The sequence below is a fragment of the Streptomyces sp. AC627_RSS907 genome (assembly GCF_019049165.1).
Map to the genome: position 1 here is coordinate 46,680 of NZ_JAGMUE010000013.1, position 26,416 is coordinate 73,095.

18 protein-coding genes are annotated in these 26,416 nt (G+C 69.8%); 5 read left to right on the forward strand and 13 right to left on the reverse strand.

What is annotated here, in order from left to right; genetic code table 11:
- Window positions 1-120: 120 nt before the first annotated feature.
- Entirely contained in the window at window positions 121-1,884 is a 1,764-nt protein-coding gene (gene aspS, locus KUM32_RS04365; protein ID WP_217140434.1) for an aspartate--tRNA ligase, read from the forward strand.
- An 81-nt stretch (window positions 1,885-1,965) separates the two neighbouring features.
- On the opposite strand, the gene drmC is transcribed toward aspS, so the two are convergent.
- The 3 genes from drmC to drmA all read right to left on the reverse strand — a co-directional run bounded on the left by drmC (window position 1,966) and on the right by drmA (window position 8,257).
- Window positions 1,966-2,721 carry a DISARM system phospholipase D-like protein DrmC gene (gene drmC, locus KUM32_RS04370; protein ID WP_217140435.1) on the reverse strand — a complete coding sequence of 252 codons (756 nt, stop codon included), beginning with the start codon at window positions 2,719-2,721 and terminating at the stop codon, window positions 1,966-1,968.
- 62 nt (window positions 2,722-2,783) lie between these two features.
- The gene (gene drmB / locus KUM32_RS04375) at window positions 2,784-4,640 is read right to left on the reverse strand and encodes a DUF1998 domain-containing protein (protein WP_217140436.1); all 1,857 of its coding nucleotides are present in this window, start codon (window positions 4,638-4,640) and stop codon (window positions 2,784-2,786) included.
- Window positions 4,637-8,257: a DISARM system helicase DrmA gene (drmA, locus tag KUM32_RS04380; RefSeq protein WP_217140437.1), complete on the reverse strand. Its 3,621-nt coding sequence runs from the start codon at window positions 8,255-8,257 to the stop codon at window positions 4,637-4,639. Before drmA ends, drmB begins: the two co-directional genes overlap by 4 nt.
- Before the next feature lie 239 nt (window positions 8,258-8,496).
- Here drmA and KUM32_RS04385 point away from each other — a divergent pair, with 239 nt between their 5' ends.
- The gene (locus tag KUM32_RS04385; RefSeq protein WP_217140438.1) at window positions 8,497-9,147 is read left to right on the forward strand and encodes a DUF4365 domain-containing protein; all 651 of its coding nucleotides are present in this window, start codon (window positions 8,497-8,499) and stop codon (window positions 9,145-9,147) included.
- Window positions 9,144-10,340, forward strand: a complete 1,197-nt coding sequence (locus tag KUM32_RS04390) for a hypothetical protein (RefSeq protein ID WP_217140439.1) — start codon at window positions 9,144-9,146, stop codon at window positions 10,338-10,340. Before KUM32_RS04385 ends, KUM32_RS04390 begins: the two co-directional genes overlap by 4 nt.
- 14 nt (window positions 10,341-10,354) lie before the next feature.
- Here the strand turns inward: KUM32_RS04390 and KUM32_RS04395 are convergent, their stop codons facing one another.
- From KUM32_RS04395 to KUM32_RS04405, 3 genes are all read right to left on the reverse strand, one after another.
- Window positions 10,355-11,290, reverse strand: a complete 936-nt coding sequence (locus tag KUM32_RS04395; RefSeq protein ID WP_217140440.1) for a hypothetical protein — start codon at window positions 11,288-11,290, stop codon at window positions 10,355-10,357.
- On the reverse strand, window positions 11,287-11,871 hold the full coding sequence (locus KUM32_RS04400; RefSeq protein ID WP_217140441.1) for a hypothetical protein: 585 nt from the start codon (window positions 11,869-11,871) through the stop codon (window positions 11,287-11,289). Before KUM32_RS04400 ends, KUM32_RS04395 begins: the two co-directional genes overlap by 4 nt.
- Window positions 11,872-11,943: 72 nt before the next feature.
- On the reverse strand, window positions 11,944-12,846 hold the full coding sequence (locus KUM32_RS04405; protein WP_217140442.1) for a helix-turn-helix domain-containing protein: 903 nt from the start codon (window positions 12,844-12,846) through the stop codon (window positions 11,944-11,946).
- Window positions 12,847-13,369: 523 nt separating this feature from the next.
- Here KUM32_RS04405 and KUM32_RS04410 point away from each other — a divergent pair.
- The gene (locus KUM32_RS04410; protein WP_217140443.1) at window positions 13,370-14,245 is read left to right on the forward strand and encodes a helix-turn-helix transcriptional regulator; all 876 of its coding nucleotides are present in this window, start codon (window positions 13,370-13,372) and stop codon (window positions 14,243-14,245) included.
- Window positions 14,242-14,454, forward strand: coding sequence for a DUF397 domain-containing protein (locus KUM32_RS04415; RefSeq protein ID WP_217140444.1), 213 nt, complete (start codon window positions 14,242-14,244; stop codon window positions 14,452-14,454). Before KUM32_RS04410 ends, KUM32_RS04415 begins: the two co-directional genes overlap by 4 nt.
- 60 nt (window positions 14,455-14,514) lie before the next feature.
- Here the strand turns inward: KUM32_RS04415 and KUM32_RS44665 are convergent, their stop codons facing one another.
- From KUM32_RS44665 to KUM32_RS04450, 7 genes are all read right to left on the reverse strand, one after another.
- Entirely contained in the window at window positions 14,515-18,678 is a 4,164-nt protein-coding gene (locus KUM32_RS44665; RefSeq protein WP_217140445.1) for an Eco57I restriction-modification methylase domain-containing protein, read from the reverse strand.
- On the reverse strand, window positions 18,678-22,031 hold the full coding sequence (gene drmD, locus KUM32_RS04425) for a DISARM system SNF2-like helicase DrmD (RefSeq protein WP_308408588.1): 3,354 nt from the start codon (window positions 22,029-22,031) through the stop codon (window positions 18,678-18,680). Before drmD ends, KUM32_RS44665 begins: the two co-directional genes overlap by 1 nt.
- Window positions 22,032-22,332: 301 nt before the next feature.
- Window positions 22,333-22,491, reverse strand: a complete 159-nt coding sequence (locus KUM32_RS04430) for a hypothetical protein (protein ID WP_217140447.1) — start codon at window positions 22,489-22,491, stop codon at window positions 22,333-22,335.
- The gene (locus KUM32_RS04435; RefSeq protein ID WP_217140448.1) at window positions 22,488-23,411 is read right to left on the reverse strand and encodes a hypothetical protein; all 924 of its coding nucleotides are present in this window, start codon (window positions 23,409-23,411) and stop codon (window positions 22,488-22,490) included. The genes KUM32_RS04430 and KUM32_RS04435 overlap by 4 nt, the downstream gene beginning before the upstream one ends.
- Before the next feature lie 100 nt (window positions 23,412-23,511).
- Window positions 23,512-23,877 (reverse strand): PH domain-containing protein, encoded by a 366-nt coding sequence (locus KUM32_RS04440; protein WP_217140449.1) that lies wholly within the window; start codon window positions 23,875-23,877, stop codon window positions 23,512-23,514.
- A gap of 123 nt (window positions 23,878-24,000) precedes the next feature.
- Complete coding sequence (metG, locus tag KUM32_RS04445; RefSeq protein WP_217140450.1) at window positions 24,001-25,617, reverse strand: methionine--tRNA ligase; 1,617 nt, start codon at window positions 25,615-25,617, stop codon at window positions 24,001-24,003.
- A 119-nt stretch (window positions 25,618-25,736) separates the two neighbouring features.
- On the reverse strand, window positions 25,737-26,416 hold a 680-nt coding region (locus tag KUM32_RS04450; RefSeq protein ID WP_217140451.1), incomplete at its 5' end, for a VWA domain-containing protein.

Sequence of the window (26,416 nt, forward strand, 5' to 3'; positions counted from 1 at the left end):
CACCGGTCGTCCCCGCCTCGCCCCGCCGTCCACGGGGAGGAACGCAGCAGTGGGTGCCCGGTACGCTGGGGGTGTTTCACGTGAAACACCCCCCGATCCGCGAAGGCTGGATGAACGACGATGCATCGGTACAGGTCCCACACCTGCGGCGAGCTCCGCTCCTCTGACGTCGGCACCGACGTCCGGCTGAGTGGCTGGCTGCACAATCGGCGCGACCTGGGCGGCATCCTCTTCATCGATCTGCGCGACCACTACGGCATCACGCAGCTCGTCGCCCGCCCGGGCACCGAGGCGTACGAGGCGCTGGACAAGCTGACCAAGGAGTCGACCGTCCGGGTCGACGGCCGGGTCGTCTCCCGGGGCGCCGAGAACATCAACCCCGACCTGCCCACCGGTGAGGTCGAGGTCGAGGTCGGTGAGGTCGAGCTGCTCGGCGCCGCCCAGCCGCTGCCCTTCACCATCAACACCGAGGACGGGGTCAACGAGGAGCGGCGCCTGGAGTACCGCTTCCTGGACCTGCGCCGCGAGCGCATGCACCGCAACATCATGCTGCGCACGGCGGTCATCTCCTCGATCCGCAGCAAGATGGTGGCCCTCGGCTTCAACGAGATGGCGACGCCCATCCTCACCGCCACCTCCCCCGAGGGGGCCCGCGACTTCGTCGTGCCCTCCCGTCTGCACGCGGGCCGGTTCTACGCCCTCCCGCAGGCGCCGCAGCAGTTCAAGCAGCTGCTGATGATCTCCGGCTTCGACCGGTACTTCCAGATCGCGCCCTGCTTCCGCGACGAGGACGCCCGTGCCGACCGCTCGCCGGGCGAGTTCTACCAGCTCGACGTCGAGATGAGCTTCGTCGAGCAGGAGGACGTCTTCCGCCCGATCGAGCAGCTGATGACCGAGCTGTTCGAGGAGTTCGGCAACGGCCGCCACGTGACCTCGCCCTTCCCGCGCATCCCGTTCCGCGAGGCGATGCTGAAGTACGGCTCCGACAAGCCGGACCTGCGGGCCAAGCTGGAGCTCGTCGACATCACCGACATCTTCGAGGGCTCGGAGTTCAAGGCCTTCGCCGGCAAGCACGTGCGCGCGCTGCCCGTCCCGGACGTCTCGTCCCAGCCCCGCAAGTTCTTCGACCAGCTGGGTGACTACGCCGTCTCGCAGGGCGCCAAGGGCCTGGCCTGGGTCCGCGTCGGCGAGGACGGCTCGCTGACCGGTCCGATCGCGAAGTTCCTCACCGAGGAGAACGTCGCGGAGCTGACCAAGCGCCTCTCGCTGGCCCCCGGCCACGCGGTCTTCTTCGGCGCGGGCGAGTTCGACGAGGTCTCGAAGATCATGGGCGCGGTCCGGGTCGAGGCCGCTCGGCGCGCCGGTCACTTCGAGGAGAACGTCTTCCGGTTCTGCTGGATCGTCGACTTCCCGATGTACGAGAAGGACGAGGACACGGGGAAGATCGACTTCTCCCACAACCCCTTCTCGATGCCGCAGGGTGGCATGGAGGCCCTGGAGAACCAGGACCCGCTGGACATCCTGGCCTGGCAGTACGACATCGTCTGCAACGGCGTCGAGCTGTCCTCGGGCGCGATCCGGAACCACGAGCCGGACATCATGCTCAAGGCCTTCGAGATCGCGGGCTACGACGCCGAGACCGTCGAGCGCGAGTTCGCCGGCATGCTGCGCGCCTTCCGCTTCGGCGCCCCGCCGCACGGCGGCATCGCCCCCGGCGTCGACCGCATCGTGATGCTGCTGGCCGACGAGCCCAACATCCGCGAGACCATCGCCTTCCCGCTCAACGGCAACGCCCAGGACCTGATGATGGGGGCGCCGACCGAGCTGGACGAGGCGCGGCTGCGGGAGCTGCACCTGACGGTGCGCAAGCCGCAGCCGAAGTAGGCAGGGCGGGGAAGGGCCTGCCGGCGGAACGAACTCCGCCGGCGGGCCCTTCGCCGTTGCCCGGTCCGGCGTCGAGGCCGGTCACGCACGCCGCATGATGTTGTTCTCCGGCGTCAGCAGCCAGCGAAAATGGTCGATCAGGTCTTCGACGAGCCGTGGATCACGGAGTACCACACCGAGTTCGATGTTGTCGGACAACGCCCGGTCGGTCAGGTTGGCGCTGCCCAGGAAGGCCGTGTGCCGGTCGGCGGCGATCAGCTTGGCGTGCAGTACTCCCGCCGCCCCCACGCGGTGCCAGACGTGCACACCGCTGGGCAGCGCGGCAAAGGCCTCCGCTGCCTGTGTTGATTCTTCGAGCAGGAGGTCCACGTAAACACCTCGGTCGACCGCTCGCGCTATCTCCCTCACGATGTCGCGAGCGCCGTGCGCGGCGAAGCTGGCGATCAGCAGCGATGTGGTGGCCGAGCGGATCACCTCCATGGCGACACCGCTCGTCATCCGTGCCGGTACGGACGCACTGAGCGGTCCGCTGACCACGACCTGGGCCGGTTCGGTGCGGGGCCGTGACCGGGCCGTGGCAAGGGCCAGAGCCAGTCCGGCCCCGGTCAGACCGGGTGCCTCGGCACGCCAGGCACGGGTGATGTCCATGAGCTGGTGCGCCAGGCCGGCGGCGGACTGTTCCGCGATGAAGCGGCCGATCCGGGCGTCGTCCGGCCCGGTGGCCCCTTGGAGGACGCGTTCCAGGGCGGCGCAGCTGTCGTCGGGCAGGCGGTCGCAGAGGGCGGCGAGAAGCGCGGGCAGGCGGTGGGCGGACGTGCCGCTCCGCGCTGTCGGCACGCCCGCCTTCCGCTGTGACGGTCCGCTCGGCTCTTCCCGGCGGGGTACCGGGCCCGGGCGGCTCACGGCCTGAACGCGCAGGTGTCGTCCGCCAGTGTCTCCACCAGAAGTGCCCGGTCCAGGTAGTGGTTGCCCCGCTCGCAGGACGTCTCGGCCGCGAACAGGCACGCGTGACAGGCCGCCCCGTGCAGCCGGGCATGGATGCGCGGATCATGCTCGGCGCACATCGGGTCGGAGCTGCACAGTTTCGCTTCTTCGAGAGCCTGGGCGATGGCCGGCCCGAGGCGGTCACGGCGTCCGAGCGAGACCAGTCCGCCCAGGGTTCCCTCGCTGTCTGGGGCGGCGGTGTAGAGCAGGATCCCGGACATGGGGTCGGGGCCGGAGCGGGCATAGATCCGTTCCGCTATGCCCGAGGCACCGTAGCCGCAGTCCAGGGCGAACTGGCGGATCAGCACATGGGCCAGCGTGTGCAGGAGCACGTACCTGATTCCCGGCCAGCGCGGCTCCACGCCGCGGGCCAGGCACCAGTCCCGGTGGGCGTCCTTGAGCATCTTCTCCCGGGCACGGACTGCTTCTCGTTGTTCCCATTCGGCGAGTGGCCGCTCCCTGAGGGCGAGGAACACACCCTCACCCCGCAGCTCGGCGCAGGGAACCCACGTTGGGTCACTGCGGCTGAGAGGGGCCCCGGGGAGGGTGCGCACCTCCTCGTCGGGCAGCCATTCGGGAGCCTCTATCCGGGTGAAACCGGTGAGCGCCGACACCTCACGCAGCCGGTGGACGAGGACCACGCTGTCCAGCCAGTCGGCCGTCCCGTCGGGCACCTGCCGCTCCCGCACCGTGGTGAAGTCCGGCAACGTGTGATCGCGGGAGTGTGTGAAGGCCCGCCACTCGGGGGTGATGAGGTCGAACTCCTCGTCCTCGTCCTCCGGTTCACCCGCGACGGCTTGTGCCTGCCGGGTGATGGCCCCCCATACCGCGTCCGCGCCGTACTGCTCCAGTTCGGGCCAGCAGGCCTGCGTGGGCAGCAGCATCTTCGCGGCGTCCGCGGGGACGGCGGCCAGTGGGGAGAGCAGGCTCCAGTGCTCCTTGACCGCCTGGGTGAGCGGTTCGTCGGCGCGCGGGATGCTGAACACCTTCAGCTGGGAGGCGAACCAGCTGTTGGTGGCACCCAGCACCATGGTCCGCGCGTACTCCGGGCAACCACCCGGGGCGAAGGTGCCGAGGTGCGGGTGGTGCCCGCGGCAGGCCGGCAGGTTGCGCTCCCCGGCCTGGCCGATGGCGTCCGCCATGGAGCGGACCGCCCCGCACGTGCACCGCACGAAGACGTTGGCGGCTTCACCCGTGGTGCCCGACTCGGTGAGGCTCAAGGTGGGGTTCTCACACGGTGCGCCACCACCGTGCACGAAGTAGACCCAGGGAAAGTCGTCCATGTGTCCGGCCTTGCAGGCGACCAGGAACCGGGCGGGCAGAGCCGTCGGCTGGCCCTTGCCCTGGCCACCGCAGTTGGTGTGGACGTACTTGGTCTTCTCCGGCCGGTACAGGTTGGGCCGGAGCTGGAAGAGGCCGCTCGACGCGGGGGCCAGCTGGTTGCACCGCTCGCGTGAGCAGCGCAACCACCGGGGGAACAGGCCGACCGGTACGCCCGTCCTGGTCCAGTCGCCGTACGGGTCGGCGGGATTTTCCGGCAGGTGGGGCGGGGTGCGCAGGGCGGTGACCGAACCGCCGAGGCGGCGACGTACGGCGGCCAGGAGACGGTCCTCGGTCAGGACGCGGGCACGCACCGGGTCCCAGTCGTCCAGCCCCATCACCATGGTCGAGAGGTTGGGAAGGTCGGTGACGGCACCGATGCCGTAGGTGTGCAGGAGCTGGCTGGGCCGCAGTTCGCCCACGCGGAGGGCTTGGGTGGTGGGGCTGCTCATGTCCTCTCCCAGGGGTCTTCGTCGGCGTCGGCCGGGGTGCCGTCGTCTTCCTGTCGGCGTGGCACGTAGGGCGGTTCCTCATCGGCCTCCGGTCCCGCCGCACCGGTGAAGATCAGCCGGATCGGCGGCTCGACCTCGCGCAGCGACGTCGGACAGGTCATGAGCCGCCACGGGCCGCTGTCCGGTTCCAGCAGCAGCGGGGCGACGTCACCCTGGCGCCTGGCCGCGCGGTAACCGAGAACGGCACCGGGCGCGCGGCGCTTCTGTTCCCAGTAGTCGAGGCGGGCGTCGAGCCGGGTGCGCACCTCGTTGACGACGTGCTGGTCGGCCAGGACATCCTGGGCGCGCAGCTCCAGGGAACGCACGGCGTGGCTGACGACTTCGCCCCGGCGGTCCACCCACTGGGCGCCCCGGTTGGGGTTGTAGTCGGCCTTGAGGTTGCGGACGAGGGAGGCGAGGACACCCGTCAGCCCCCGGTCCACGGCCCGGTCCGCGAACGGCGTGACGGACAGGGCTTCGACGTGCTGGTAGATGGTGGCGTGGAACGACTCGAAGGTCTCGTAGTGAGAGAGGTCGCGGGGCCTGGCCCAGTTGAGAACGGTGAAGACGAGGCCCGGCGCCCGGCGGCCGACGCGGCTCGTGGCCTGGATGTACTCGGCGGTCGACTTGGGCTGGTTGTTGACGACCATGACGCCGAGCCGGGCGACGTCCACGCCGACGGCGATCATGTTGGTGGCGAGCAGGACATCGATGGGCCGGGGTGATCCCTTGGGCCGTCGGCCGAAGGAGAGGTCGAGCTTCTCCAGGATGTCCGGGATGGCGTCCGAAGCCATCCGGCTGGTGAGCTCGGCCGGTTCGCCGATGCGGCGGGCGGCGAGCCCGCGGCGGTCCGCCCTGAGCAGCCTCGCGGACACGTCGTCCTCGACGAGCCGTCGCATACCGCCGAGGTCGCGCAGGCTGTTGAAGTATCCGACGAGCGTCATGTACGGGTCGGTCAGCTCGCTCGGCCCGTACGTCTCGTAGAGGTGCTGGGCGGCGGCGAGCTGGGCGACGAACACCCTGATCGCCACGGACTTGGTGCGCACGCCCTGCGCGCAGATGCCCACGTACCGGCGTCCGGGCGTCTCCTCGGGGTTCCGTCGTCGCGCGAAGAACGTGTCGTCGGCGTTCAGCCCGGACGGTGGGAAGACGGCTGTCCGGCGGGCGAAGAGGTCGTGGATCTGCCGGTCCGCGCGGCGCACGGTGGCCGTGGAGGCGATGACCTTGGGCCGCACGGTGTGTCCCGGCTCGGGTTCCCAGGTGGAGAGCCGGTCCACCGCGGTCTCGTACAGCCCGGTGAGGGAACCGAGAGGGCCGGAGATGAGATGCAGCTCGTCCTGGACGATCAGGTCCGGCGGGCGCACGCGTGTCGCGTCGACCGTGGAGGCGGCCGAGTGACCGTTGCTCGGGGGGTGGCTCGCGGACTCCCATTCGGCGTCGACGGCGGACGGTGTGACGTACCCGTGCCGCGTGCACCGGCGGGAAACCTGGCCGAACAGCGCCTGGGTCTCGCCTCGCCAGGGCAGTTGTGCGAACTTGTCGACGGTGGCGATGACCAGGCTGGGTGGCAGCCGGTAGATCTCCTCGTCGACGACGAGGATCGGCAGTCCCCGCTCCTCGGCGGGCAGCCCGAAGGCGGCGGCGCCGAAGGGGCACTCGTAGGCGTCAGGGCAGGAGATGAGGGTCCGGCGCAGGGTGGACTCGACGGTGATGTCGCGGCCCGCCTCCATCTTGGCGCCGCACCAGGGGCAGCTGGTGAGCTGATGGGGCGAGCCCATGCGGCCGAAGCTGCTGTATCCCTTGTCCTTCTTGCGCTCCTTGACCCACTCGGCCGCCTGCTCCGTGGTGTTGGGGGTGACCCGGCCGCCCACCCACAGCCCGATGCGGAACGGATTGTCCCCCCAGCGGGCGGGCTCCTCGCGTCGGATCACCTCGCAGGCGCAGATCAGCGCGGCGGCCCGTTGGAACTGCTGGATGGTGAGCAGACGCAGTGTGTACCGCATGATCACGGCGACGCCGTGCTCGGCGTCGAGGCCGCCGAGGTGCGGCTTGCGCCGGCGGATGGCGAGGGTGAACGCGGTCAGACCGAGGTAGGCCTCCGTCTTGCCACCACCGGTGGGGAACCACAGCAGGTCGGCCAGCGCACCGCGGTCGTCGGCACGCTCGGGATGGGCGGGGTCCGCGAGCGACGGGAGATTGAGCAGCAGGAAGGCCAGCTGGAAGGGACGCCAGCTGCGGTTCTCCGGCAGGTCGGCGGCCTGGACCGCTTCCTCCAGCGACAGCGTGGGAGTACGGCGCCTGCTGCTCGCGGCGATGGTGTGCACGCGCTGGTGCCACATGGCGCGGTTGGCGAACCGGAAGGCGTCGAGGGCGTCGGGGTCGTCCCGGAGCACGTCGATGCCCGCCTGGATGCGGTCGGCCGCCACGTCGGCGAGCCGCATGTTCTCCCGGGCTTCGGCCCGGTAGGCGTCGAGGCCGACGGCCGGGTCGTCGATCGACTGCCGCTGACGGTCGATCCAGGCGCGGTACCCGTCGACGAGCGGCAGCAGGGCGGCTCGGAGGGGGGCGGCCTCCAGGCGGCTCAGCTCGCTCATGTCGAGCACGAGGTCCCTGAGTTCCGGCAGGTCCTCGTCGCGCCGGTCACGGCGGGGGTCGGGGACGTCGGTGTGCGGAACCTCGTAGGACGGTGTGGCCGTCGTGGACAGGCGCACGGCCCGCCGGGGGGCGGCCGGGTCGGCCTCGGCGTGCACCCCGGTGCCGTGGCCCACGGCGAACTCGGGGTGGAAGCGGTAGGTCATGGCGAGCGAGCGCCGCTCGTCGTGGTCGTCGCCGGGCAGTTCCACGGTCCGGCGTGGCAGGAAGGGAGCCGTGCCGGGGGCGCCCGCCACGGTCATCGACGCCTGGAACATCCAGTGGGTGCAACCCGACTTGTTCTCCTGGCCGTTGACGAGGAACAGGGAGACCAGCCAGGAACCCTCGTGCAGACGGGCCCGGCCGCGCACCACGATGTGCGGGAAGTCCCGGGAGTGCACCGGCTGGGCGGTCAGTCTCCCCTCCACCAGTTTCACGGTGACCGTGCCCGAGCAGGGCACCCGACGCCACACCCGCCTCTGGTTGCCCTCGATCTCCGATTCCCCGCGCTCGTACCGCGCCCAGGCGCAGTCGACCTTCAGTTCCTGCGTCTCGCGCTCGACCCGCAGGGTCAGCCCCAGCGTGGACGGGTGGAGGCTCGGCATGGAGGGCGCGGAGGGGTCGGGGTCCCCGGCCTCCGGTTCCTGCTCGGGTGCCATGCCCGGCTCTTCGAGCGTCTCGGGCTCGACCACCTTGCCGACGGTCCGCAGGTCGGCACCGTCCTCGTCCCGTACGCCGCCGGGGGCCAGCCGTCCGATGATGTAGTGATCGAGGGGGTTGCCCTCCTGCAGCTCCTCCGGCTCGTCTCCGGTGGGTCCCAGGAGGTCGTGTACGACCAGCTCGGCGAGTTTGTCGCGGAGTTGCTGCGCGGTGGGTGCGGACAGCACCGCTCCGCCGGGGGCGGGGGCCGGCTCGGGATCTGGGCTGGCGAGAGGCTGCTGGGTCACGGGGTCAGATTAGGCGTGCGCACTGACATCGTGAACGGGCTTCCATACGGAACCCGATCACCCACATCAGCGGTCCGCTGCTCCACGTGGTCCGAGAGGGACCGCGTGCGGCCGGATTTCGATCATGGATGTTGGCCAAGGGTGTGACCTTCGTTACCGTGCGTCGCACATGGGGTAACGCACGCGCACAAGGACCGCGGGCGCGCTGCGCGCACGGGTTTCAGGGTGAGCGGGGGCAGATGACAGACAGTGCAACCGGTGGCATCCCGCACCAGCCGTCGGACGAGCTTCTGAAACGTCTGTTCAGTCCCCAGGGTGTCGCAGCGAGCTGCCCTCAGCCTGCACCGGGCTGGGCGCAGGGATCGTCGGGGTTCGGCGACAACGGCCACCGCGGCGCGTTCGGCGAGGAGTTCATCCGCATGCTGGCCACGGCGGCCAACCTCGACGTGACCCGTAAAGAGCGTGACCGGGTCGGCGTCGACTGGCAGCTGGGGTACACGGGCCGACGGGGGACCCGCAGATTTCCGGCCATTGAGGCGCAGGTCAAGTGCACGTCGTCCCCGGACATCCACGAGGACCACATCCGTTACCCGCTCAAGGTGAAGAACTACAACCAGCTGGCCGGTCCGGACTACGAGATGCCCCGTTTCCTGTTTCTCGTCCTGGCCCCCGCAGACCCTTTCGCGTGGTCGCACGCCACCGAGGAACGCCTGCGCCTGAGCCACGCCGCGTACTGGCTGTGCCTGCACGATCAGGACCCCGTCGACCTGGACGGCAGATCGGGTTCGGGTACGCGTACGGTCTACGTCCCGCGTGCCAACCTGCTGACCGTCGACTCCTTGCACGACCTGTTCGCCGAGGACTACCGGGAGCTGGTGGGAGCGTCATGACGGTGATCACCGACGCGGAGTTCGAGGAGGCCGCGACCCTCGCCCCCGAGGTCGTACGACGGTATCTGAGCACCAAGGGGTGGAGCGCGGAACGGGATCTGTCCGGTGCCGAGCTGTGGGAGTGGAAGCCGCGGGAGGAGCCGGGGCCGCCGTACGAGCTCCTGGTGCCGGTGCGGCGCCGTCGCGACTACTCCGGCCGGGTCGCCGACATCCTGGAGACGCTGGCCGTGGTCGAGGCGAGGCCCGCGGGCGACATCCTGCGGGAGATGCGGTTGCCGCCGGTGGACTGGCAGTTCCTCCGCCTCGTTCCACCCGGCCCGTCGGGCACGGCTCCCCTCCTCGACCTGGTTTCGGCGCTGACCGGGCTGAAGGAGTTGCACACGGCGGCGGCGTCCTCGGCGCTCGGTCCCCGGCCCGTGCAGCCCGCGCAGAAGCCGCAGCGCGTGAAGGACCATGTGGCGGCGGTACGGCTGGACCAGACACGCGTCGGCAGTTACGTCGTGGCCGCCCACGTACCCCTGCCGGAGGGCCCCTACGGAGGCCATGACCGGAGGGGGCAGGGTTCCCTCTTCGACGAGACCGAGCTGTCCCGGCACAGCGCGCTGGCCGCGCAGCGGACCGAGCCCTTCGCCCGGAGGGTCTCGCGGATGCTGTACGCGGGTGTGGCCTGCGCCCACGCGGCGGCGGAGATGACCCTCGGCGAGGACTCCGTTCCCCAGGTCGAGCACATGGCGGACGCCGGCCTGTCGGCGAACCTGTGCGAGGCCCTGGTGAAGATCGCCGGTGAGGAGCACCGCGATTTCTCGCTCTCCTTCGCGTGGTCGTCCGAGACGCCGATGGAGCAGCCCTCACCGCCGGTCTCGATCAGCCGGCGTCACACGGTGGCGCTGGAGGCCGTGGCGCAGGACCTGCGCGAGCGGCTGGGACGTGAGGAGGGCGCGGTTCTGCACGGTGTGGTGACCAAGCTCCACCGGGACGTGACTCCGCGCGAGGCGACGATCTTCGGTTCCCTCCCGCAGGAGGACACCCAGCGGCAGCGGCGCGTCCGGGTGGAGCTGCGCGCCGAGGACATCGACCGGGCCACGGACGCCTGGCGCCACGGGTGGGAGGTGACGGTGACGGGAGACCTGGAGCCGCGGGGGACGGGCGTGCGGATGCGGGGGGTGTCGGCGTTCGTGGTGCGGCCGGAGTAGGGCGGATGTACCGGTCAGGACCCGAGCGGAAGCGAGGGCTGTTCCGCCGCCGGTCCCAGGTACGTGTACTCCGTGGACCGGGCGATCCCCACCGAGTCCAGGCACTGGCGGAAGCGGACCCGGAAGTGGATGTTGTCCCCGAGGCCGGGGCGCATGCGGAGCAGTGCCTCGGGCTCCTCGAAGTGGACGTCGTAGGCCGGCGCGTTCCTGGAGGTGCCCGTCTTGACCTTCACCCAGCCGCTTTCGCGGAGTTCCGTGATGCGACCGGAGATGACCATCTCCTGGTCACGGGGCCGTGACGGTACGCGAAGCCGTTCCACATAGCGCCTGCCACGCTCGGTGAGACGGGCCCTGCGCATGTCCCCGTCGGCGCCGTACCAGGTCACTCCCAGGTCGAGCTCGTACTTGCCCAGTGCCCGGGCCAGGGTGTCCACCGCGTCGAAGAGGCGCGACCACTCGCGGACATCCCCTTCTGCCTCCAGCGCGGCGAGCAGGTGGGTGAGCGTACGCATGCCCGTGCTCGTGGCGGAGGTGACGGGAGCTTCCATCGCCGGAGGCCCCGAAGGGGGGACAGCAGCCACGGGACGGGCATGGACCACGGTGCTGCCGGCGGAGATGCCGGTGAGCTCCAGCTGAACGGGAGTGCCCGCGGCGACGGAGATCGCGTTCTCCACCGGATTCAGCAGAGCGTCACCCCACTGGAAACGCAGAGCGCCCCCTTCGGTGTCCGGCCCGGTCAGGCGGAGCCGCAGTTCCTCGTCGAGGTGAGCGTCCGGCTGGTACGCACGCACCGCCGCGAGGCGGCTTGCCCGGTGCTCCGCCTCGATCTCCTCGTCGTCCCGTACCTCGGTGCCCATCTCCTCGAGGAGGCGCGCGGCGGTCTCGGCGGCTTCCGGATCGTTCCTGAGCGCCGCACGCCTGCGCTCGCGCCAGCTGTCGCCGGTGGTCACAGTCGCACCTCCAGGTATCCGCGTGCCGGGGCGGCACTTTCGTGGGACGGAGAACGGTCCGTCTGACCGGGCAGACGGCAGCGCTGCCACCAGTCGTCCCACACACCCCGTTCCATGAAGTATGTCCGTTCCTCGGCGGTGAAGCGCTCCGGCCGGAAGACATGGCCGACGGGCCGGTACCCGACTCTGACCGGCGAGACGCCGAACTTGCGCAGCATGTTGTCCCGACTCTGGAAAGCGGTGGTCAGCCATTTGGAGCCGGGCCTGCCGCGAACGGCGCGCTCGGCTTCCACGTCGATCAGGAGCGTCGCGTCGATGTTCCCCGGATCGGTCTTCGCGCTCACGAAGCTGCCACCGAGCCACAGCCTGTGGATGAGCGTGCGCCCGTCCAGGACGGGCGCGTACGAGTCCTCCAACGCGAAGAACGGTTCCAGATAGTCGCTCAGTCCGTCCCACAGTGCCCAGCGTGTGTCGGAGTCCTGGAACTCCGGCGCGCGGACCAGCATGTCCTCCGCCTCGCCGAAGGAGACCGAGTAGCGGCCCAGAGGGAGGAATCCGTTCGCGGCGAAGGAGGGCAGCACATGAAGTCCTTGTCGGGTACGGATGGGTGCTGGTACGGCGTGGGGTATGAGGGCGGGTTCTGCGGCCACGGCTCATCCTGCCGTGCAGATCTCACCGATGTCAGGAGTTCCGGGGACTCGGTCGTCCACCGCTCGGCACTCACGGCACCTGCCCGGCTGAGGGGCCCGGAAGGCACGGTCGCAGCCGTCGCAGGTCTGGAGGGGGTGCCGGGGCTCCGGGGCCGGTGGGGCAGGGGGCCGGAACGGCGGTGAGGGCGGCAGTTGGGCGGTCAGGCGGTGCGCGAGGAGGGCGGCGGGCCGGATCAGGGGCTCGTTCGGCAGGTTCTCGGTCAGGGCGTGGCGTACGGCGGTGGGGGTGACCTCGTGCTCCAGCCAGGCGGCGACCCCCGGAGCGAGGTGTTCGGCGTCGGTGGCGGAGAGGAGGAGGCGGGGATCGCGGCGGCGCAGACCGGAGAGGACGTCGACGGCTGCCTGGAGAAGGGCGGGTGCGGGATACGAGGGCTGGGGTACGGCGGGGAGGCGCTTGCGCGGCGGCGGCTTCTCCTGGGCCGCGCGCCGGGCGGGCCGGGGGGAGGCCGTCTCCCGGGCGGTGCGGTGTCCGAGCTTGTTGCAGGAGACCGTGCGGGTGACGACTCTGCCGGTGGGTGTGCGCTCGCGGGTGCGGCGCAGGTAGCCGTGGGTTTCGAGCTCGCGCAGGGCGGCGGCGATGCGGGTGGGGCCCTCGGGGAAGCGGGCGGCGAGGGTCTTGATGTCGACGGAGGTACCCCGCCGTACGGACTGGATGTAGCCGGCCAGGCCGATGGCGAGCAGGGACAGCTCCGGGTGCTGGAGCAGGTGGTTGCCGATCACCGTGAAGTTCTCGGTGTGGCGGGCGTTGTCGTGGACGACACCGGCGAGCGGCTGCGCGTCGGCGTGGTTCTTGACGCGGTTACGGGACTGGGCGCGCGGGGGCACGCTAGGGTTCTCGGTATCCATCGGGAAGCTCGCATCTTCCTTGGTGGTCAGGCCCTCGCGTTGGGATTCCGAGTCCCGGGCGAGGGCCGTCGCATGTCTGGAGTGGTGTCGCGCTGAGCGTAAGCCAGACAACAGATGCCGAATCCAGCCCAGTTGGGCATATTCACCCACCGGAGTGAATATGCCAGGCGGGAGGGAGGGGAGGGGCTTGGTGGGGTCTTTTCTCGCCAGTGGGTGGTGCATGGGGAGCGCAGGGTGGACCGGAACCCGAGCGGTCGCGTTGCGGTGACTGCGCTGCTGGAGCGGTGAGTTCGGCCCCGACCGGCGGGACAGTAGGAAGTTGAACTCGTGAGCGCGGTTGCCGGGTTGGCGAGTTTCTGATTCCCGTCACTCAGAGTGGCCGAATGTGCGTACCGTGAAGAGTGACGATCCTGTTGCGCACGGTGACCTCCCGCAGGTTGTCCGGTGGTGTCCGGGCTTGTCGGGGCGGTCCGTGCGGGTAGGGCGTGGCTGGTACGAGGTGGTACGACGGAGGGGCGCGCGCATGTCGGTGGACGGCGAGGTACGGCGGCTCAGGACCGAGGCGGACGAGCCGGGGTGGGAGGTGGACCCGGACGACGAGTGGGGAGTGGCGGTCATCGCCACCGTGGGGCGGCAGTTGAAGCTGCGCCGGGAGTCCGTGGGGATGCGGGCCGGCGACTTCGGCAAGGCGGTCGGGTACGGCGAGGACCTCGTCTACAAGATCGAGGGCGGGAAGAGGATTCCCCGGCCGGAGTATCTGGACAGGGCGGACGAGTTGCTGGGGGCGGGTGGGCTGCTCTCGGCGATGAAGGAGGACGTGGCGAAGGTGCGGTATCCGAAGAAGGTTCGGGATCTGGCGCAGATGGAGGCGCGGGCGGTCGAGATCGGGACGTATGTGTGCCACAGCATCAGTGGGTTGTTGCAGACACCTGAGCACGCCAGGGCGGCTTTCGAATCGCGGCAGCCCCCGTACTCGGAGGAGGAGGTCGAGCGGATGGTCGCTGCTCGCATCGCCCGACAGTCGATCTTCGATCGGGACCCTGCCCCTGCGCTCAGCTTCGTCCTGGAAGAGGGGCCACTCCGGCGGCCTCTCGGGGGCACAATGGTGTGGCGGCAGCAGCTCGAACGTCTGTTGGAGGTGGGCCGGTTGCGTAATGTCGCGCTTCAGGTGATGCCGACGCACCGCGAGGTTCACCCCGGACTGGACGGCAAGATCGAGTTGCTGAAGTTCGAAGACGGTACGGCCGTGGGGCGCTCTGATGGCGCATTCAACGGGCGGCCGATCTACGACCCGAGGCAGCTCCGCATCCTTGAGCTGCGGTATGGCACCATCCGGGCGCAGGCTCTTCCGCCGGGGGAGTCGCTGGCCTTCATCGAGCAACTGCTGGGAGAAACATGATCCGCAAGGCCTCCGCCGGGGATGCCTCCGAACTGGCGTGGTTCAAGAGCAGCTACAGCGACGGCAACGAAGGCGACTCCTGCGTTGAGGTCGCCACCACCCCCGGCACCATCCACGTCCGTGACTCCAAGTACCGGGACGCCAGCCCACGCCTCGCCCTCGCGCCGGAGGCATGGGCGGACTTCGTGGCATACGCCTCCGTGAGCTGACCCCTCAACCGACGTACCCCGCACCCGGTTCTCGCCGGGCGCGGGACATTGCCGTACTGCTCAGAAAAGCGCGTCGGGCTGAGCGAACAGTGCGCCGTCGTCGAAGTCCTCCGGGGCGGCGCTGGGAGTACGTGCGGCGGCCCGAGCCTTCGCCCTGGCCTTACGGGCGGCAGCGCGCCGCCGCTTGGCCTCCGGCGTGTGCAGGCCCTTCTCCACCTCTTCCTTGTAGCGAGCGTGGTTCAGCTCAAGGAGCCGGTCCAGGATCTCGGTCTGGGCTGCGGAGGACATTGTGTAGCGAAGTCCGCGCCTGGTCTCGTGAAAGCTGTACTGAAGATCGATGTTCCATCCGTAGCTGTACAGCACCGCCTCGTCGATACTCCGATGAACGTTTCTCAGTGCAACAACATCGGCGTCTGCAGCGTCCCGTGAGTGGATTCGCTGTGACAGTGGCGTCAATGCGAGACCGGTGCGAAGTTGCAGAGCCTCCAGTTCTCGCCCGAGACGGCTGAGGTTATCGTCAAGTTCTGGAACGGGTAGCGGTGCGCAGCAAGTAGTCGGCGTGTAGACGAGGTCGGCAGTTCGTTTCGGTCCGTGCTCGACAGTCCACCAATACTGGAACTCGCTGCTACGGTAAGCGAGCTCCGCGTAGCTGTCCGTTGGGAAAACAACCAGCTTCTGATCAAAGGTGTACCTGTTGGGAACCAGGGCGGCCAGCTGTGTACTGCTGGTTTGCCCGATGACAAGGACTCGTTGCAAGCCGCTGATGGCGTCCAGCATGGCGGGTCGAGTCTTCTCGTAGCGCCACCAGTATTCCCGATTGGTTTTGGACTTACTCAGTAGTCTGGTCGGTTTGACCTCTCGCTCGGCGATCGCGAGCACTTCGGGATAACTCGCCGCCTCGCTCAGTGATCTCTCACCGAAATTGATAACCCACCTGCTTGCCGAGCGATCTGCGCGAGAGTTGAGATCGTCGCCGTTGAGGTACGGAAAAAGGACATCCTTATTCCTGGGGTTCTGCGAGATCAATTCGTGAGCGCGAGTTGTTTCGATGACGAAACCGATGCCCGTGAGAATTACCCCTTGGAAGGAGCGTGCCTCGTTGGCGACGAGCGCGAAAGGGTTCCCAAAGGTTCGTGTTCGGGGGGTTAGTAGCGGCGTGATTGCTTCGACGCGATCGTCAGCCAAATATGCCTTCTCGCGACTGTCCATCGTAGCTGAAAGCCAAATTAGGGCGACTTCGATGCTGGCTGTACCTGGCCAAGGCAGGGACTTGATCGCTCGATATACGCTCCAGCCGTTCATTGCGGCTTGATCAAGTCCGACCTCTCGGGTCTTCCCTTCGGAGATGGTCTTAGTGGCGATAATTCCTGTGCGGTGCCTTGGCGCCAAGTTTAGGTTCCGCAGCAGAAAGTACGAGCACAGATCCGCGCTCCCCCGCTTCCCGCCCCCGATCCGGTTGACCAGGTACTCCCGATAGTCCTGTCCCAACGCCCCCGTCAGCTTTTGCCCACCCACAAACGGCGGGTTCCCCACCACCGCGTCAAATCCGTCGGCGCCCCCCACCCCCATCACCTCGGGAAACTCCAGTGGCCAATGCAGCGGCCGAACCGCCTCCGCCCGAGGCCCCTTAAGCCACCCCTCCACAATCCCCCGTGCCTGCTCAGCCGCAGCCTCGGCCGCAAACTCGTCGCCCTCCCCCAGCGCCGTGGCGACCAGCCCCGCCACCGCCTCCAGCCGGTACCGATACGCCCGGCTCTTCGCGTCCTCCTTGGCGTCCCGGAACCGCGCGGCCCCCCGCGCCCCGCCCACGTTCTCCTCGCCGGAGATCTCGGACGCCTCCTCGTCGGAGATGCCCTCGGCGGCCAGCGCGGCGCCCACCACGGCATCGGCCGCCAGTCGCAGCTTGCCGCTCAGTGCATCCGCCTTCGCCAGCAGGTCGGCCTTGTCCCGGACGACGCGGATGTCCGTGACCGCCGTCGACTCGATCTGCCGCCGTAGCTCGGCTGCCCGCGACAGCAGCGACTCGGTGTTCTCGAGTGCCCGCGCGACCTCCGGGCTCAACTGCCGGTCCTGCCAATCCAGGTGGAACTGCCGGACCTGCCGGACGTCGATGACCCCGACCAGCGAGTCCCCGCACCGCAGCGCGTGGTCCAGGAACGAGAACGGCCGCCCCTTCGCCAGCGTCACCAGCCACAGCGACAGCTTGGCCAGCTCCACGGCCATGGGGTCGCGGTCCACGCCGTACAGGCACCGGTCGGCCACGAGTCGCCGGGCGATCTGGTGCAGTTGCTCGTGGTCGTCCCGGTCCACGTCCCGGGCGATCTCCGGCGGGAGGTCCGGTTCCCGGAGCCAGGCCTCCACCACCCGGTCCGCCAGGTACCGGCACGCCGACACCAGGAACGCCCCCGAACCCATCGCCGGGTCCAGGACGCGCAGCTTCAGCAGCTCCTCGGCCTTCTTCGACCGCCAGACACCGGGCTCCGCGCCCTCCGCCGGGCCGGGGGAGTAGCAGAGCGGGGCCAGCGTGTGCTGCACGACCTCCTCCGCCAGTGCCTTCGGCGTGTAGTGCGTGCCCGTGTCCCGCCGGTTGCCGGAACGGACCATGATGACCGAGCCCGTCGGCCACACCTTCGGCTCGTCGCGCAGGTCGGTGCCGTACAGGCCGGAGAAGGCGGCCGCACGCTCGACGAGGGCCGGGTCACTGCCGCAGGCCGTCTCCAGCTCGGCCGTCACCGTGCCCGACTTGGCCTGCGCCGCTTCCACCGTGGCCGGCTTCGCGCCGCTCGCCGCCGCCACCTGCTCGGCGAGCGTCCCAGCCGCCGACCACTCCTCCAGGTGGGCCAGCGGCAGCACCGCCTCGTACTTCCTGTCCCGGCCGAAGGAGACCCCGACGTACGGCTCCTTCGCCCAGTGGCAGCCGTACTCCAGCAGACCCTCGTAGACGTGGCCGATCTGCTCGACGTCCAGGCCCTTGTAGGAGAGGCGCTCCTTGCCCTTGAAACCCTTGCGGCCGCGCAGGGTGAGGAGAGCGTCGAGGATCTCGTACACCACGCGGTCCGTGACCTTGGCCGGAACCAGCCAGGGGAAGCGGGCGGGGTCGAAGAGGGAGCCGCCGTAGGGCGGGATCCACAGCTGGTCGTGCGTGCTGCCGCCGTGGATCGCGGCGAACACGGCGAGCAGGCGCGGCCAGGTCGCCTCGACCCGGTCGCCCAGTTCGCCGCCGTGCAGGCTCTGCGCCTTCGCCAGCTCGTCGTGCAGGGGGCCGACGGCGTACGAGGCGCCGTACAGCTCTTCCCCGGCGGGCAGCAGGCGCTGCTCCTCGGCGTAGAGGAGGAAGACGAGGCGCATCATCACGGTGAGCGCGCCCTCGTAGACCTGCTTGGCCGGTACGTCCCGCAGCAGCTCGCCGCCCGACTCCCTGTCCAGCCGGGACACCTCCGCCACCAGCAGGGACACCGCCTCCCGCACCTGGCGGCCCAGGGTGTCGGTGACCTCGGACCGGGCGTCGGCGGTGCGGGCGAACAGGCCCGCCGTCGAGTCGGTCGGCTTGCCCTCCGCGTCCAGCGGCGGGCGGACCACCCGTCCCGCGGTGAGCAGGCTCGCGAAGGCGCGGGCGAGGATCGGTTCCTCGGTCCACAGGTCCGCGTCGAAGACGGCGACGGTCGTCGCTTCCTTCGGTCGGGCGTGGACCAGCGCCCACTCGCGGCCGTTCGTCAGCAGGGCGAGCGGTACCTCGCGGGCGCGGCACAGCTCGGCCGCCCGGTCGGCGAGGCCGGGCTGTTCGCCGCGCGGGCGGTTGAGGGGGCCCTCCCAGTCGTCCGTGCGGAAGAACAGGGCGCGCGGGGCCAGCCCGCCGGACCGGCCGGGGCCGACCAGCACCGCGTCGGGCGTGTTCGCCCCGGCGCGCAGCGACTCCGGGATCGCCGCGCCCTCGCGCAGACCGGGCGCCCGCCAGCCCAGCAGCTCCGTCAGCACGAACGTCTCCCACGCGGACCGCAGCAGCGCCGGGTCCTCCTGGACCTCCGCCCACGCCTGCCGCAGCCTCCCCCACGTCTGGGGCGGGATCGTGTCCAGGCCCTGCGGGAACGCTCCGACCAGCACCGGAAGCGACACGAACGGTCCGTCGGGGCGCAGCAGCCGCAGCCAGTCCTCGTGCTGCTGGTCGGGCGTGGGGACCGAGCCCTTCGGCGGGACCTTCCTGGCTGGACGGGCGGCGGTCGGCATCAGCGGTGCTCCTGGTAGGCGGTTGCGGAGAGGGAACGGGGGACGAGGAAGGTCACGGCGACCGGGAACCAGCGGTGCGAGGGGTCGGACCAGCGGCGGCGCAGCGCGGCCGTCTCCGTCTCCGTCACCTCCGGCAGCCTCCGCAGCCGCTCCAGGAGGGCCTCGCGGTCGGCGCGCAGCTGGCGGCGCTCGTCGTCGATGTCGAAGAGCGACTCCTGCTGCCAGTGTCCCGTGTCGTCCAGCCGTGCCCGGATCGAGCGGCCGAGGTCCTCCAGGATCGCACGCATGCCCTCGACCTCCTCCTCGCAGCGCTTGGCGAGCAGCGTCTCAAGGGAGCGGAAGCGCTGGTTCGCCCGGTTCCTCAGGGCGCGCACGAGGCGGTCCTCCAGCTGGGACCAGAGGCCGGTCAGTTCGGTGAGGACGCCCTCGGCCGGCAGCTCCTCCGTCGCCTCGGCCAGCCACCCGTCGACGTCCTCCATCCTCGCCGCGGCGAGCTTGCCGCCCTCGATCAGTCCCCCTGCCGTGATCACCTCCTCGTGCAGCCGTGTTCCGCCGCTGCCGGTGATGACCACGCGGCCGTGCGCGACCAGTGCCGGCTGCCGCAGCGCGCCGTCCGGCACCACCCGGGCCGTCACCCGGGAGAGGTGTGCGCCCGCACCGCTCGACCACAGCTCGGCCCGCAGCAGCCGCAAGCACATCTGGACCAGGCGGTGACCCAGGTGCAGGTGCACCACGTCCGTGCGGTCGCGGGCCTCCGCCTCGTCGAAGACGACCGGGCGCTCCTTGCCGGTGAGCGGGTGGCGCAGGCCGTCGTTGCGGGCGCGCGCCCAGGCGCCTGGCAGCTCGGGCAGCCGGAAGCAGCGGGCGGCCCGGCCCGGCCTGGGGTCGGGGACCTCGGTGAGGTCCTTGCGGTGGGCCAGCAGCAGACCCGTGCGGACGACCCGCTCGACGGTCTCCGGGTGCAGGTGCAGCTGCTGACGGCTGTCCGCCAGGGCGTCCACCAGACGCTCCAGGTCACGGGCCAGATCGCGCTCGACCTTCAGGACGGCCTTGCCGGACCGCTTCGTGATCTCGGTGTCGGCGGTGGTCCAGCTCGAACGCCGGCCGAGCATCTTCTGCTCGACCTGTGCGGCGATCACTTCGCCCGCACTGCCCAGATCCTCACGGATCCGCTCGGTCTTGCGGGCGGCGACGGCCAGGAAGTGCAGCTCGTCCTCCAGGGCGCCGTCCTCGTAGCCGGAGTCCGTCTGGTGGTCGTGGGCCGGATCGAAGCCCTGCCAGCCGCGCGGCACGAAGTGGAACACGTCCACCTGGCCGGCCTTCTGCCCGTGCCGGTCCACACGGCCGTTGCGCTGCTCCAGCCGGTTCGGGTTCCACGGGATCTCCCAGTGCAGCACCCGATGGCAGTGCGCCTGGAGGTTGATGCCCTCGCTGGCCGCGTCGGTGCCGAGCAGGATGCGGACGGGGGACAGGTCGGGGCTCTCCTGGAAGACCTGCTTGACCTCTTCCCGCTCCTCCTGGTCCTGGCCGCCGTACAGCTGGGCGATCCGCTCCGCCGGATATCCGGCGGCGATCAGCTGCCCGTAGAGCCATCGCTGGGTGTCGCGGTACTCGGTGAAGACGATCACCCGCTCGGGCTCCCAGTCGCCCAGCGGGCCGTCGGGACAGACGATCTCGTCCAGCCACTCCCGGAAGCGGGCGAACTTGGCGTCCGGCCGCTTCCCGGCGGTCACGGCCCAGGAATCCAGTTCCTTGAGCAGCCTGTGTTCGTGGTCCGAGAGCGGACGCATGGCCTGGCGGGCGGCGGTCAGGGCACGCGCCGCCGCCTCGGCCTGCTCCTGCTCGCTCTCCTCCTCGGCCTCCTCGACCCCGTCGATCAGGGGCCGCAGCACCCGGACACTCGGGGCCGGCTCTTCCGCGGGCCCGGTCCGCCGGGACGTCATCGTCTCCAGGTGGGTGCTGATCGTCTCCGCGAACGCCTTCGGCGACGACAGGAAGCGCTTCTTCAGCAGGGTCGTCACGAAGTCGGCGGCGGTCCGGCCGGCCTTCCCGTCCCTCTGGCCGTCGCGACGCGAGCGCGCGTACGCCGCCAGCTTGGCGTACGCCTCCCGGGCCGCGTCGCTGTAGTCGACCTCCAGGGCGTGCGGCACCCGCTTGGGGAAGCGTCGCTTGCCGTTCCACAGCGGTGGCAGGTCCGACTTCATGCGGCGCACCATCACCCGGCGCAACTGCTCCTCGGACGGCTTGACGCCGCGGGCGAAGCGGTGGTCGTCGAGCAGCTCCAGGAGAGCGGTGAAGGACTCCAGGTAGCCGTTGTGCGGGGTGGCGGAGAGGAAGAGGCGGTGCTCGCAGTGCGGCGCGAGCAGCTTCACGGCCCGGGTGCGCTGCGAGTCCACGGCGTACTTCCCGGTACCGGAGGGCGCGCACGTGTGCACCTCGTCCACGACCAGCAGGTCGAAGGCGCGCGGGTACTCCGGCACCGGCGGCAGCAGCTCACGCAGCATCCGCAGCGGGCGCTCGCGCTTCAGCCAGTCGATCGAGACGATCAGACGGGGGTGGTGTTGCCAGGGGTTGGTGTACAGCCCGGCCGAGCGGCGCAGCTCACGCAGTGTCCGGGTGTTGACGATGCGGAAGTCCAGGCCGAACTTGTCCCGCATCTCGTCCCGCCACTGGAGCGTCAGGCCGGCGGGGCAGACGATCAGCATCGAGCGGGCGCGGTGGCGCAGCATCAGCTCCTGCATCACCAGACCCGCCTCGACCGTCTTGCCCAGGCCGACGTCGTCCGCGATCAGCAGATTCGTCCGAGGCATGGACAGGGCGCGGACCACCGGGTCCAGCTGGTAGTCCTGGATCTCGACGCCCGAGCGGAACGGCGCCTGGAGGGCCGTCTTGTCGGCGGAGGCGATGGCACCCCAGCGCACCGCGTCCAGGAAGGCGTCCAGGCGGCCCGGGTCATCGAAGCCGCCCTTGGGGGAAGGCAGCTCGTCCTGGTCGTGGACGTCCGTGGCCTGCTCCAGCTCCCAGACCACACGCAGTTCCTCGTCCCGTCCGTCGCTCTCCAGCGAAGACAGGGTGACCAGGTGACTGGGAGCGGCTTCCGCCGCGCGGGCCGGATCGTCGCTCGCGGCGGTCGAGCGGAGGACGTCGATGACCGCCCAGGGGCGGTTGCGTACGGTCACGCGCTGCCCTGGGGCCGGGACGGGAGGGCCGTGCGTCGTCTCCGGATCCGCCGCCTGCGTCGTCATCGTCCTCGTCCCCCAGCTTCGCCGTACACGCGCTTCCGTAGCGATCGTAAGAGACCGGGGAGGGGGTGGACGGTGGGTATGCCTGTTCCACCGTCCTCGGTGACGCATACCCGGAGCCTTACCTCAGCATGAACTGGGTGAGGACCGCCCCGGGCGGCGACCGCACCGTGATGCTGCCGGCCGGCGAGCCCAACATCCGCGAGACCATCGCCTTCCCGCTCAACGACAACGCCCAGGACCTGATGGCGGGCGCGCCGACCGAGCTGGACGAGGCGCGACTACGGGAGTTGCGCCTACAGGTACGCAAGCCGCAGCCGAAGCAGGAAGGGACCGACTCACGGGGGTCCGGGAACCGATGCGATCGGTTCCCGGACCCCTTTGCCGTGGACAGCGGTCCGGTTGTTCCGCTTCAGTCGCCGGGCGCCGGCTTGGGGCCGGGGTCGGTACCGAACAGGTCGTCGGCCTGTGTGACGAAGTACGCCCGATGCGGCAACCGGGTCAGAACGCGCAGCTCGGGGCAGTTCGTGACGCGTTCCCAGACATCGGCGGTACTGAGGTCACGGTTCACGGAACGTCCTTCGGAAGTTCCGTCGGGTCTGTGCCCGGGGCGAACAGGTCCTCCGCCCGCTCTACCGTGCCGGAGCGGTCGAGCCAGTCGTTGAGGCGGTCGAGGTCGGTGCACGTGGTGATGCGCTGACGGACTTCGTCGGAGAGGGGAACGCCCCGTACCTCCAGGACTCGCAGAATCCCTTTGGCCTCGCCCTTGGCTTCCCCTTCAGCCTTGCCCTCGAGGTACTTCTCCTCGAACAGCGTCCGGTGTCCCGGGAAGTGGGTGACGACGTCCTGCATCAGCTTTCTCCAGTTCTCCCTGGTCGGAGTGGATTCCAGACCGACTTCCACCATCTCGAACCAGTACTTCGTGATGTCCGGTTCGAAGGACAACAGCCCGCGGGCAACGACTTCCAGTATGTCGGGCGCGCGGCGGCTATCGCTGTGGACGATGGCGGAGAGCACCGCCAGGGCGGGGCGCCGGGCCACGGTCGCCTCGTCGGTCACCTTGGGGACGGTCTGGGGGCCCAGCACGATCGGCCGGGTGGTCTGGGTCGGCCAGGAGGCCACGGCGCATTCGAAGGGGCCCATGGCCCATTCCGCCGTGGCCCGGTCCCGGCACACCGCCACCAGGACGACCGGCAGGTCGTGCTTCGCACACAGGTACGCGACGTAGTACGCCCAGCTTCTTGCCTTGTCGGGGTCCCTCTTCGTCTGCGACTCGATGGCGAGCAGGAAGTTCTCCCCCATGCCGGGTGCGAACCTGAGCACCGTGTCCACGCGGCGCTCCATGGGCCGGATCTCGGTGGCGTCGGGGGAGAGCTCGTCGAAGTCCTGTTTCGAGGGTGGCGGAAGCCCCAGTGCCTCGAAGACGGGTGCGAGGGCCTCCGGATGCTCCTGGAAGAGCCGGTGGGAGGCCTCGTGTGTCGATGTGACCATGAGCGGCAATCAAGCACCCTCACGGCATGACCGGCTGGCATATGCCGAGACGTTCACCCGTCCCGGTGAGGGGGAAACGCTCAGCCCGGCCGTTTCCGCGTCAGCGGGCCACGAACTGGGTCAGGATCGCCTGGACCTCGTAGATGTCGACGCCCTTGGTGAAGGTCTTCTGGATCGGGGCCGCACTGCCGGAGAGCCAGATCTTCAGCTCGGCGTCGAGGTCGAAGGTGCCGGCCGTCTCCACCGCGAAGTGGGTGATGCTGCGGTACGGGATCGAGTGGTACTCGGTCTTCTTGCCGGTGATGCCCTGCTTGTCGACCAGGATCAGGCGCCGGTCGGTGAACAGGATGGTGTCGCGGATCAGCAGGTACGCGGCGTGCACCTGCTCCCCGTGGCCGAGCAGACGCGCGTACTCCTGCTGCGCCTGGGCCGGGTCGATGCTGTGCGCGTTGCCGAAGAGTGCCATGGAACGAATCCCCCCACGTGACGGATGGCGGCCGGACATCGGCCGCCTTCACGCGATCTTCGCAAAGCGAGGGGCCCGGGAGAAGAGTTGCTCGACTCCCGGGCCCTTGCTGTAGCGATCACGTTACGCGGTCGGCTTCTCCTCGAGACGCGGGAAGAGCACCGCGCCCTTGGTGACCGTCGAGCCGGCCGGCAGCCGGCCCCAGTCCGCCGCCTCCTGGACCTTCTGGTCCGCGAGAGAGCCGAGGGAGGCCTCGGCGCCCAGGGAGTCCCAGAGCTTCTGCGAGGTGTCCGGCATGACCGGGTTCAGCAGGACGGCCACGGCGCGGAGGGACTCCGCGGCCGTGTAGAGGATCGTCGCCAGGCGGGCCCTGCCCTCCGGCGAGTCGTCCTTGGCGACCTTCCAGGGCTCCTGCTCGGTGATGTAGCCGTTGACCTGCTTGACGAAGTCGAAGACGGCCAGGATGCCGCCCTGGAAGTCCAGCTCCTCGCCGATCTTCCGGTCGGCCTCCGCGACGGCCTTGGCCAGACCGTCGTGGACCGCCTTCTCGGCGTCCCCGTCCGCCGTGGCCTCGGGCAGCGCACCGCCGAAGTACTTGCCGACCATGGCCGCGACGCGGGAGGCGAGGTTGCCGTAGTCGTTGGCGAGCTCGCTGGTGTAGCGGGCGGAGAAGTCCTCCCAGGAGAAGGAGCCGTCCTGGCCGAAGGCGATGGCCCGCAGGAAGTACCAGCGGTACGCGTCCACACCGAAGTGGGAGGTCAGGTCCTGCGGCTTGATGCCGGTCAGGTTGGACTTGCTCATCTTCTCGCCGCCGACCATCAGCCAGCCGTTCGCGGCGATCTTCCCGGGCAGCGGCAGGCCCTGCGCCATCAGCATCGCCGGCCAGATGATCGCGTGGAAGCGGAGGATGTCCTTGCCGACCAGGTGGACGTCGGCCGGGAAGGTGGCCTCGAACTTCTCCGGGTTCTCGTTGTAGCCGACCGCCGTGGCGTAGTTCAGCAGGGCGTCGACCCACACGTAGATCACGTGCTTGTCGTCCCAGGGGACCGGCACGCCCCAGTCGAACGTCGAGCGGGAGATGGAGAGGTCCTGGAGGCCCTGGCGGACGAAGTTCACGACCTCGTTGCGCGCGGACTCGGGCTGGATGAAGCCGGGGTTCGCCTCGTAGTGGGCGAGCAGCTTCTCGCTGTACGCGCTCAGCTTGAAGAAGTAGTTCTCCTCGCTGAGGATCTCCACCGGCTTCTTGTGGATCGGGCACAGCTTCTGGCCCGCGTAGTCGCCCTCGCCGTCGAGCAGCTCGCCGGGGAGCTTGTACTCCTCGCAGCCCACGCAGTACGGGCCCTCGTAGCCGCCCTTGTAGATCTCGCCCTTGTCGTACAGGTCCTGCACGAACTCCTGGACGCGGTCGGTGTGCCGCTTCTGCGTGGTGCGGATGAAGTCGTCGTTCGCGATCTCCAGGTGCTCCCACAGGGGCTTCCAGGCCTCGGTGACGAGCTTGTCGGCCCAGGCCTGCGGGGTGACCCCGTTGGCCTCGGCCGTGCGCATGATCTTCTGACCGTGCTCGTCCGTGCCGGTGAGGTACCACACCTTCTCGCCGCGCTGGCGGTGCCAGCGGGTGAGCACGTCGCCTGCGACGGTCGTATAGGCGTGGCCCAGGTGAGGAGCGTCGTTGACGTAGTAGATGGGGGTGCTGACGTAGAACGCCTTGCCACCCTGCTTCTCGGTTCCAGTGGCCGCCATGGTCGAAATCCTACTGGCCCGACGGAGATCGGCTCACACGCGTTTCGGGGGCGGACAGGGGTGCGTTTCCCCGTCCGCCCCCGGTGGGGCGTCCGACGCGGTGGCCTCGTGCCCCTGCCCTACGGGCGCCAGTCGGCCAGTACGCCCTCGTAGAGCTCCTTGTCGGTGAGTTCCCTGGGGGTCTCGCCGGCGAGGAAGTGGGACGCGTTGCCCGTCCTGAGCTTGCGGAGGTAGTCGAAGGCCTTGTTCTCCGGGTCACCGAAGGCGACGAAGGAGAAGTGGACGTTCGGGTGGTTCGCCGCCGCGTCGGTGAGGGACTGGGTGGCGGGGGTCTTGGCGTCGGGGGCGCCGTCGGTCTGGAAGACCACGAGGGCGGGGGTGCCGGGGGCTTCCTTCTCGTGGCGGGCGAGGACGGCCTCGACCGCGGCGTGGTAGCTGGTGCGGCCCATGCGGCCGAGGGCGCCGTGCAGCTCGTCGATCTTGTTCTCGTGGTCGGTGAGGGTGAGCTCGCCGGTGCCGTCCACTTCCGTGGAGAAGAACGTGACGCGGACCGTGGCCTCGGGGTCGAGGTGGGCGGCGAGGGCCAGGGTCTGCTCGGCCAGGGCTTGGGCGGAGCCGTCCTTGTAGTACGGGCGCATGGAGGCGGAGCGGTCGAGGACGAGGTGGACCTTGGCGCGGGTGCCGGTGAGGTGGTGCTTCTTGAGGGCGGTGGCGGCGGCCTTGTAGGCGGTGGTGAGGCCGGGGGCGCGGCTGCGGATGCGCGCGGCGGGGGTTGCGGGTTTGGGGGGCTGCGGGGTGG

Bases quoted from the DNA above. Each gene is read 5' to 3' on its own strand.
- KUM32_RS04405 (WP_217140442.1), bottom strand. From the start codon at position 12,846: ATGGATACCGAGAACCCTAGCGTGCCCCCGCGCGCCCAGTCCCGTAAC.
- KUM32_RS04440 (WP_217140449.1), bottom strand. From the start codon at position 23,877: ATGGCACTCTTCGGCAACGCGCACAGCATCGACCCGGCCCAGGCGCAG.
- KUM32_RS04435 (WP_217140448.1), bottom strand. From the start codon at position 23,411: ATGGTCACATCGACACACGAGGCCTCCCACCGGCTCTTCCAGGAGCAT.
- drmD (WP_308408588.1), bottom strand. From the start codon at position 22,031: ATGCGTCACCGAGGACGGTGGAACAGGCATACCCACCGTCCACCCCCT.
- KUM32_RS04410 (WP_217140443.1), top strand. From the start codon at position 13,370: ATGTCGGTGGACGGCGAGGTACGGCGGCTCAGGACCGAGGCGGACGAG.
- aspS (WP_217140434.1), top strand. From the start codon at position 121: ATGCATCGGTACAGGTCCCACACCTGCGGCGAGCTCCGCTCCTCTGAC.
- drmB (WP_217140436.1), bottom strand. From the start codon at position 4,640: ATGAGCAGCCCCACCACCCAAGCCCTCCGCGTGGGCGAACTGCGGCCC.
- metG (WP_217140450.1), bottom strand. From the start codon at position 25,617: ATGGCGGCCACTGGAACCGAGAAGCAGGGTGGCAAGGCGTTCTACGTC.
- KUM32_RS04415 (WP_217140444.1), top strand. From the start codon at position 14,242: ATGATCCGCAAGGCCTCCGCCGGGGATGCCTCCGAACTGGCGTGGTTC.
- KUM32_RS04390 (WP_217140439.1), top strand. From the start codon at position 9,144: ATGACGGTGATCACCGACGCGGAGTTCGAGGAGGCCGCGACCCTCGCC.
- KUM32_RS04385 (WP_217140438.1), top strand. From the start codon at position 8,497: ATGACAGACAGTGCAACCGGTGGCATCCCGCACCAGCCGTCGGACGAG.
- KUM32_RS44665 (WP_217140445.1), bottom strand. From the start codon at position 18,678: ATGCCGACCGCCGCCCGTCCAGCCAGGAAGGTCCCGCCGAAGGGCTCG.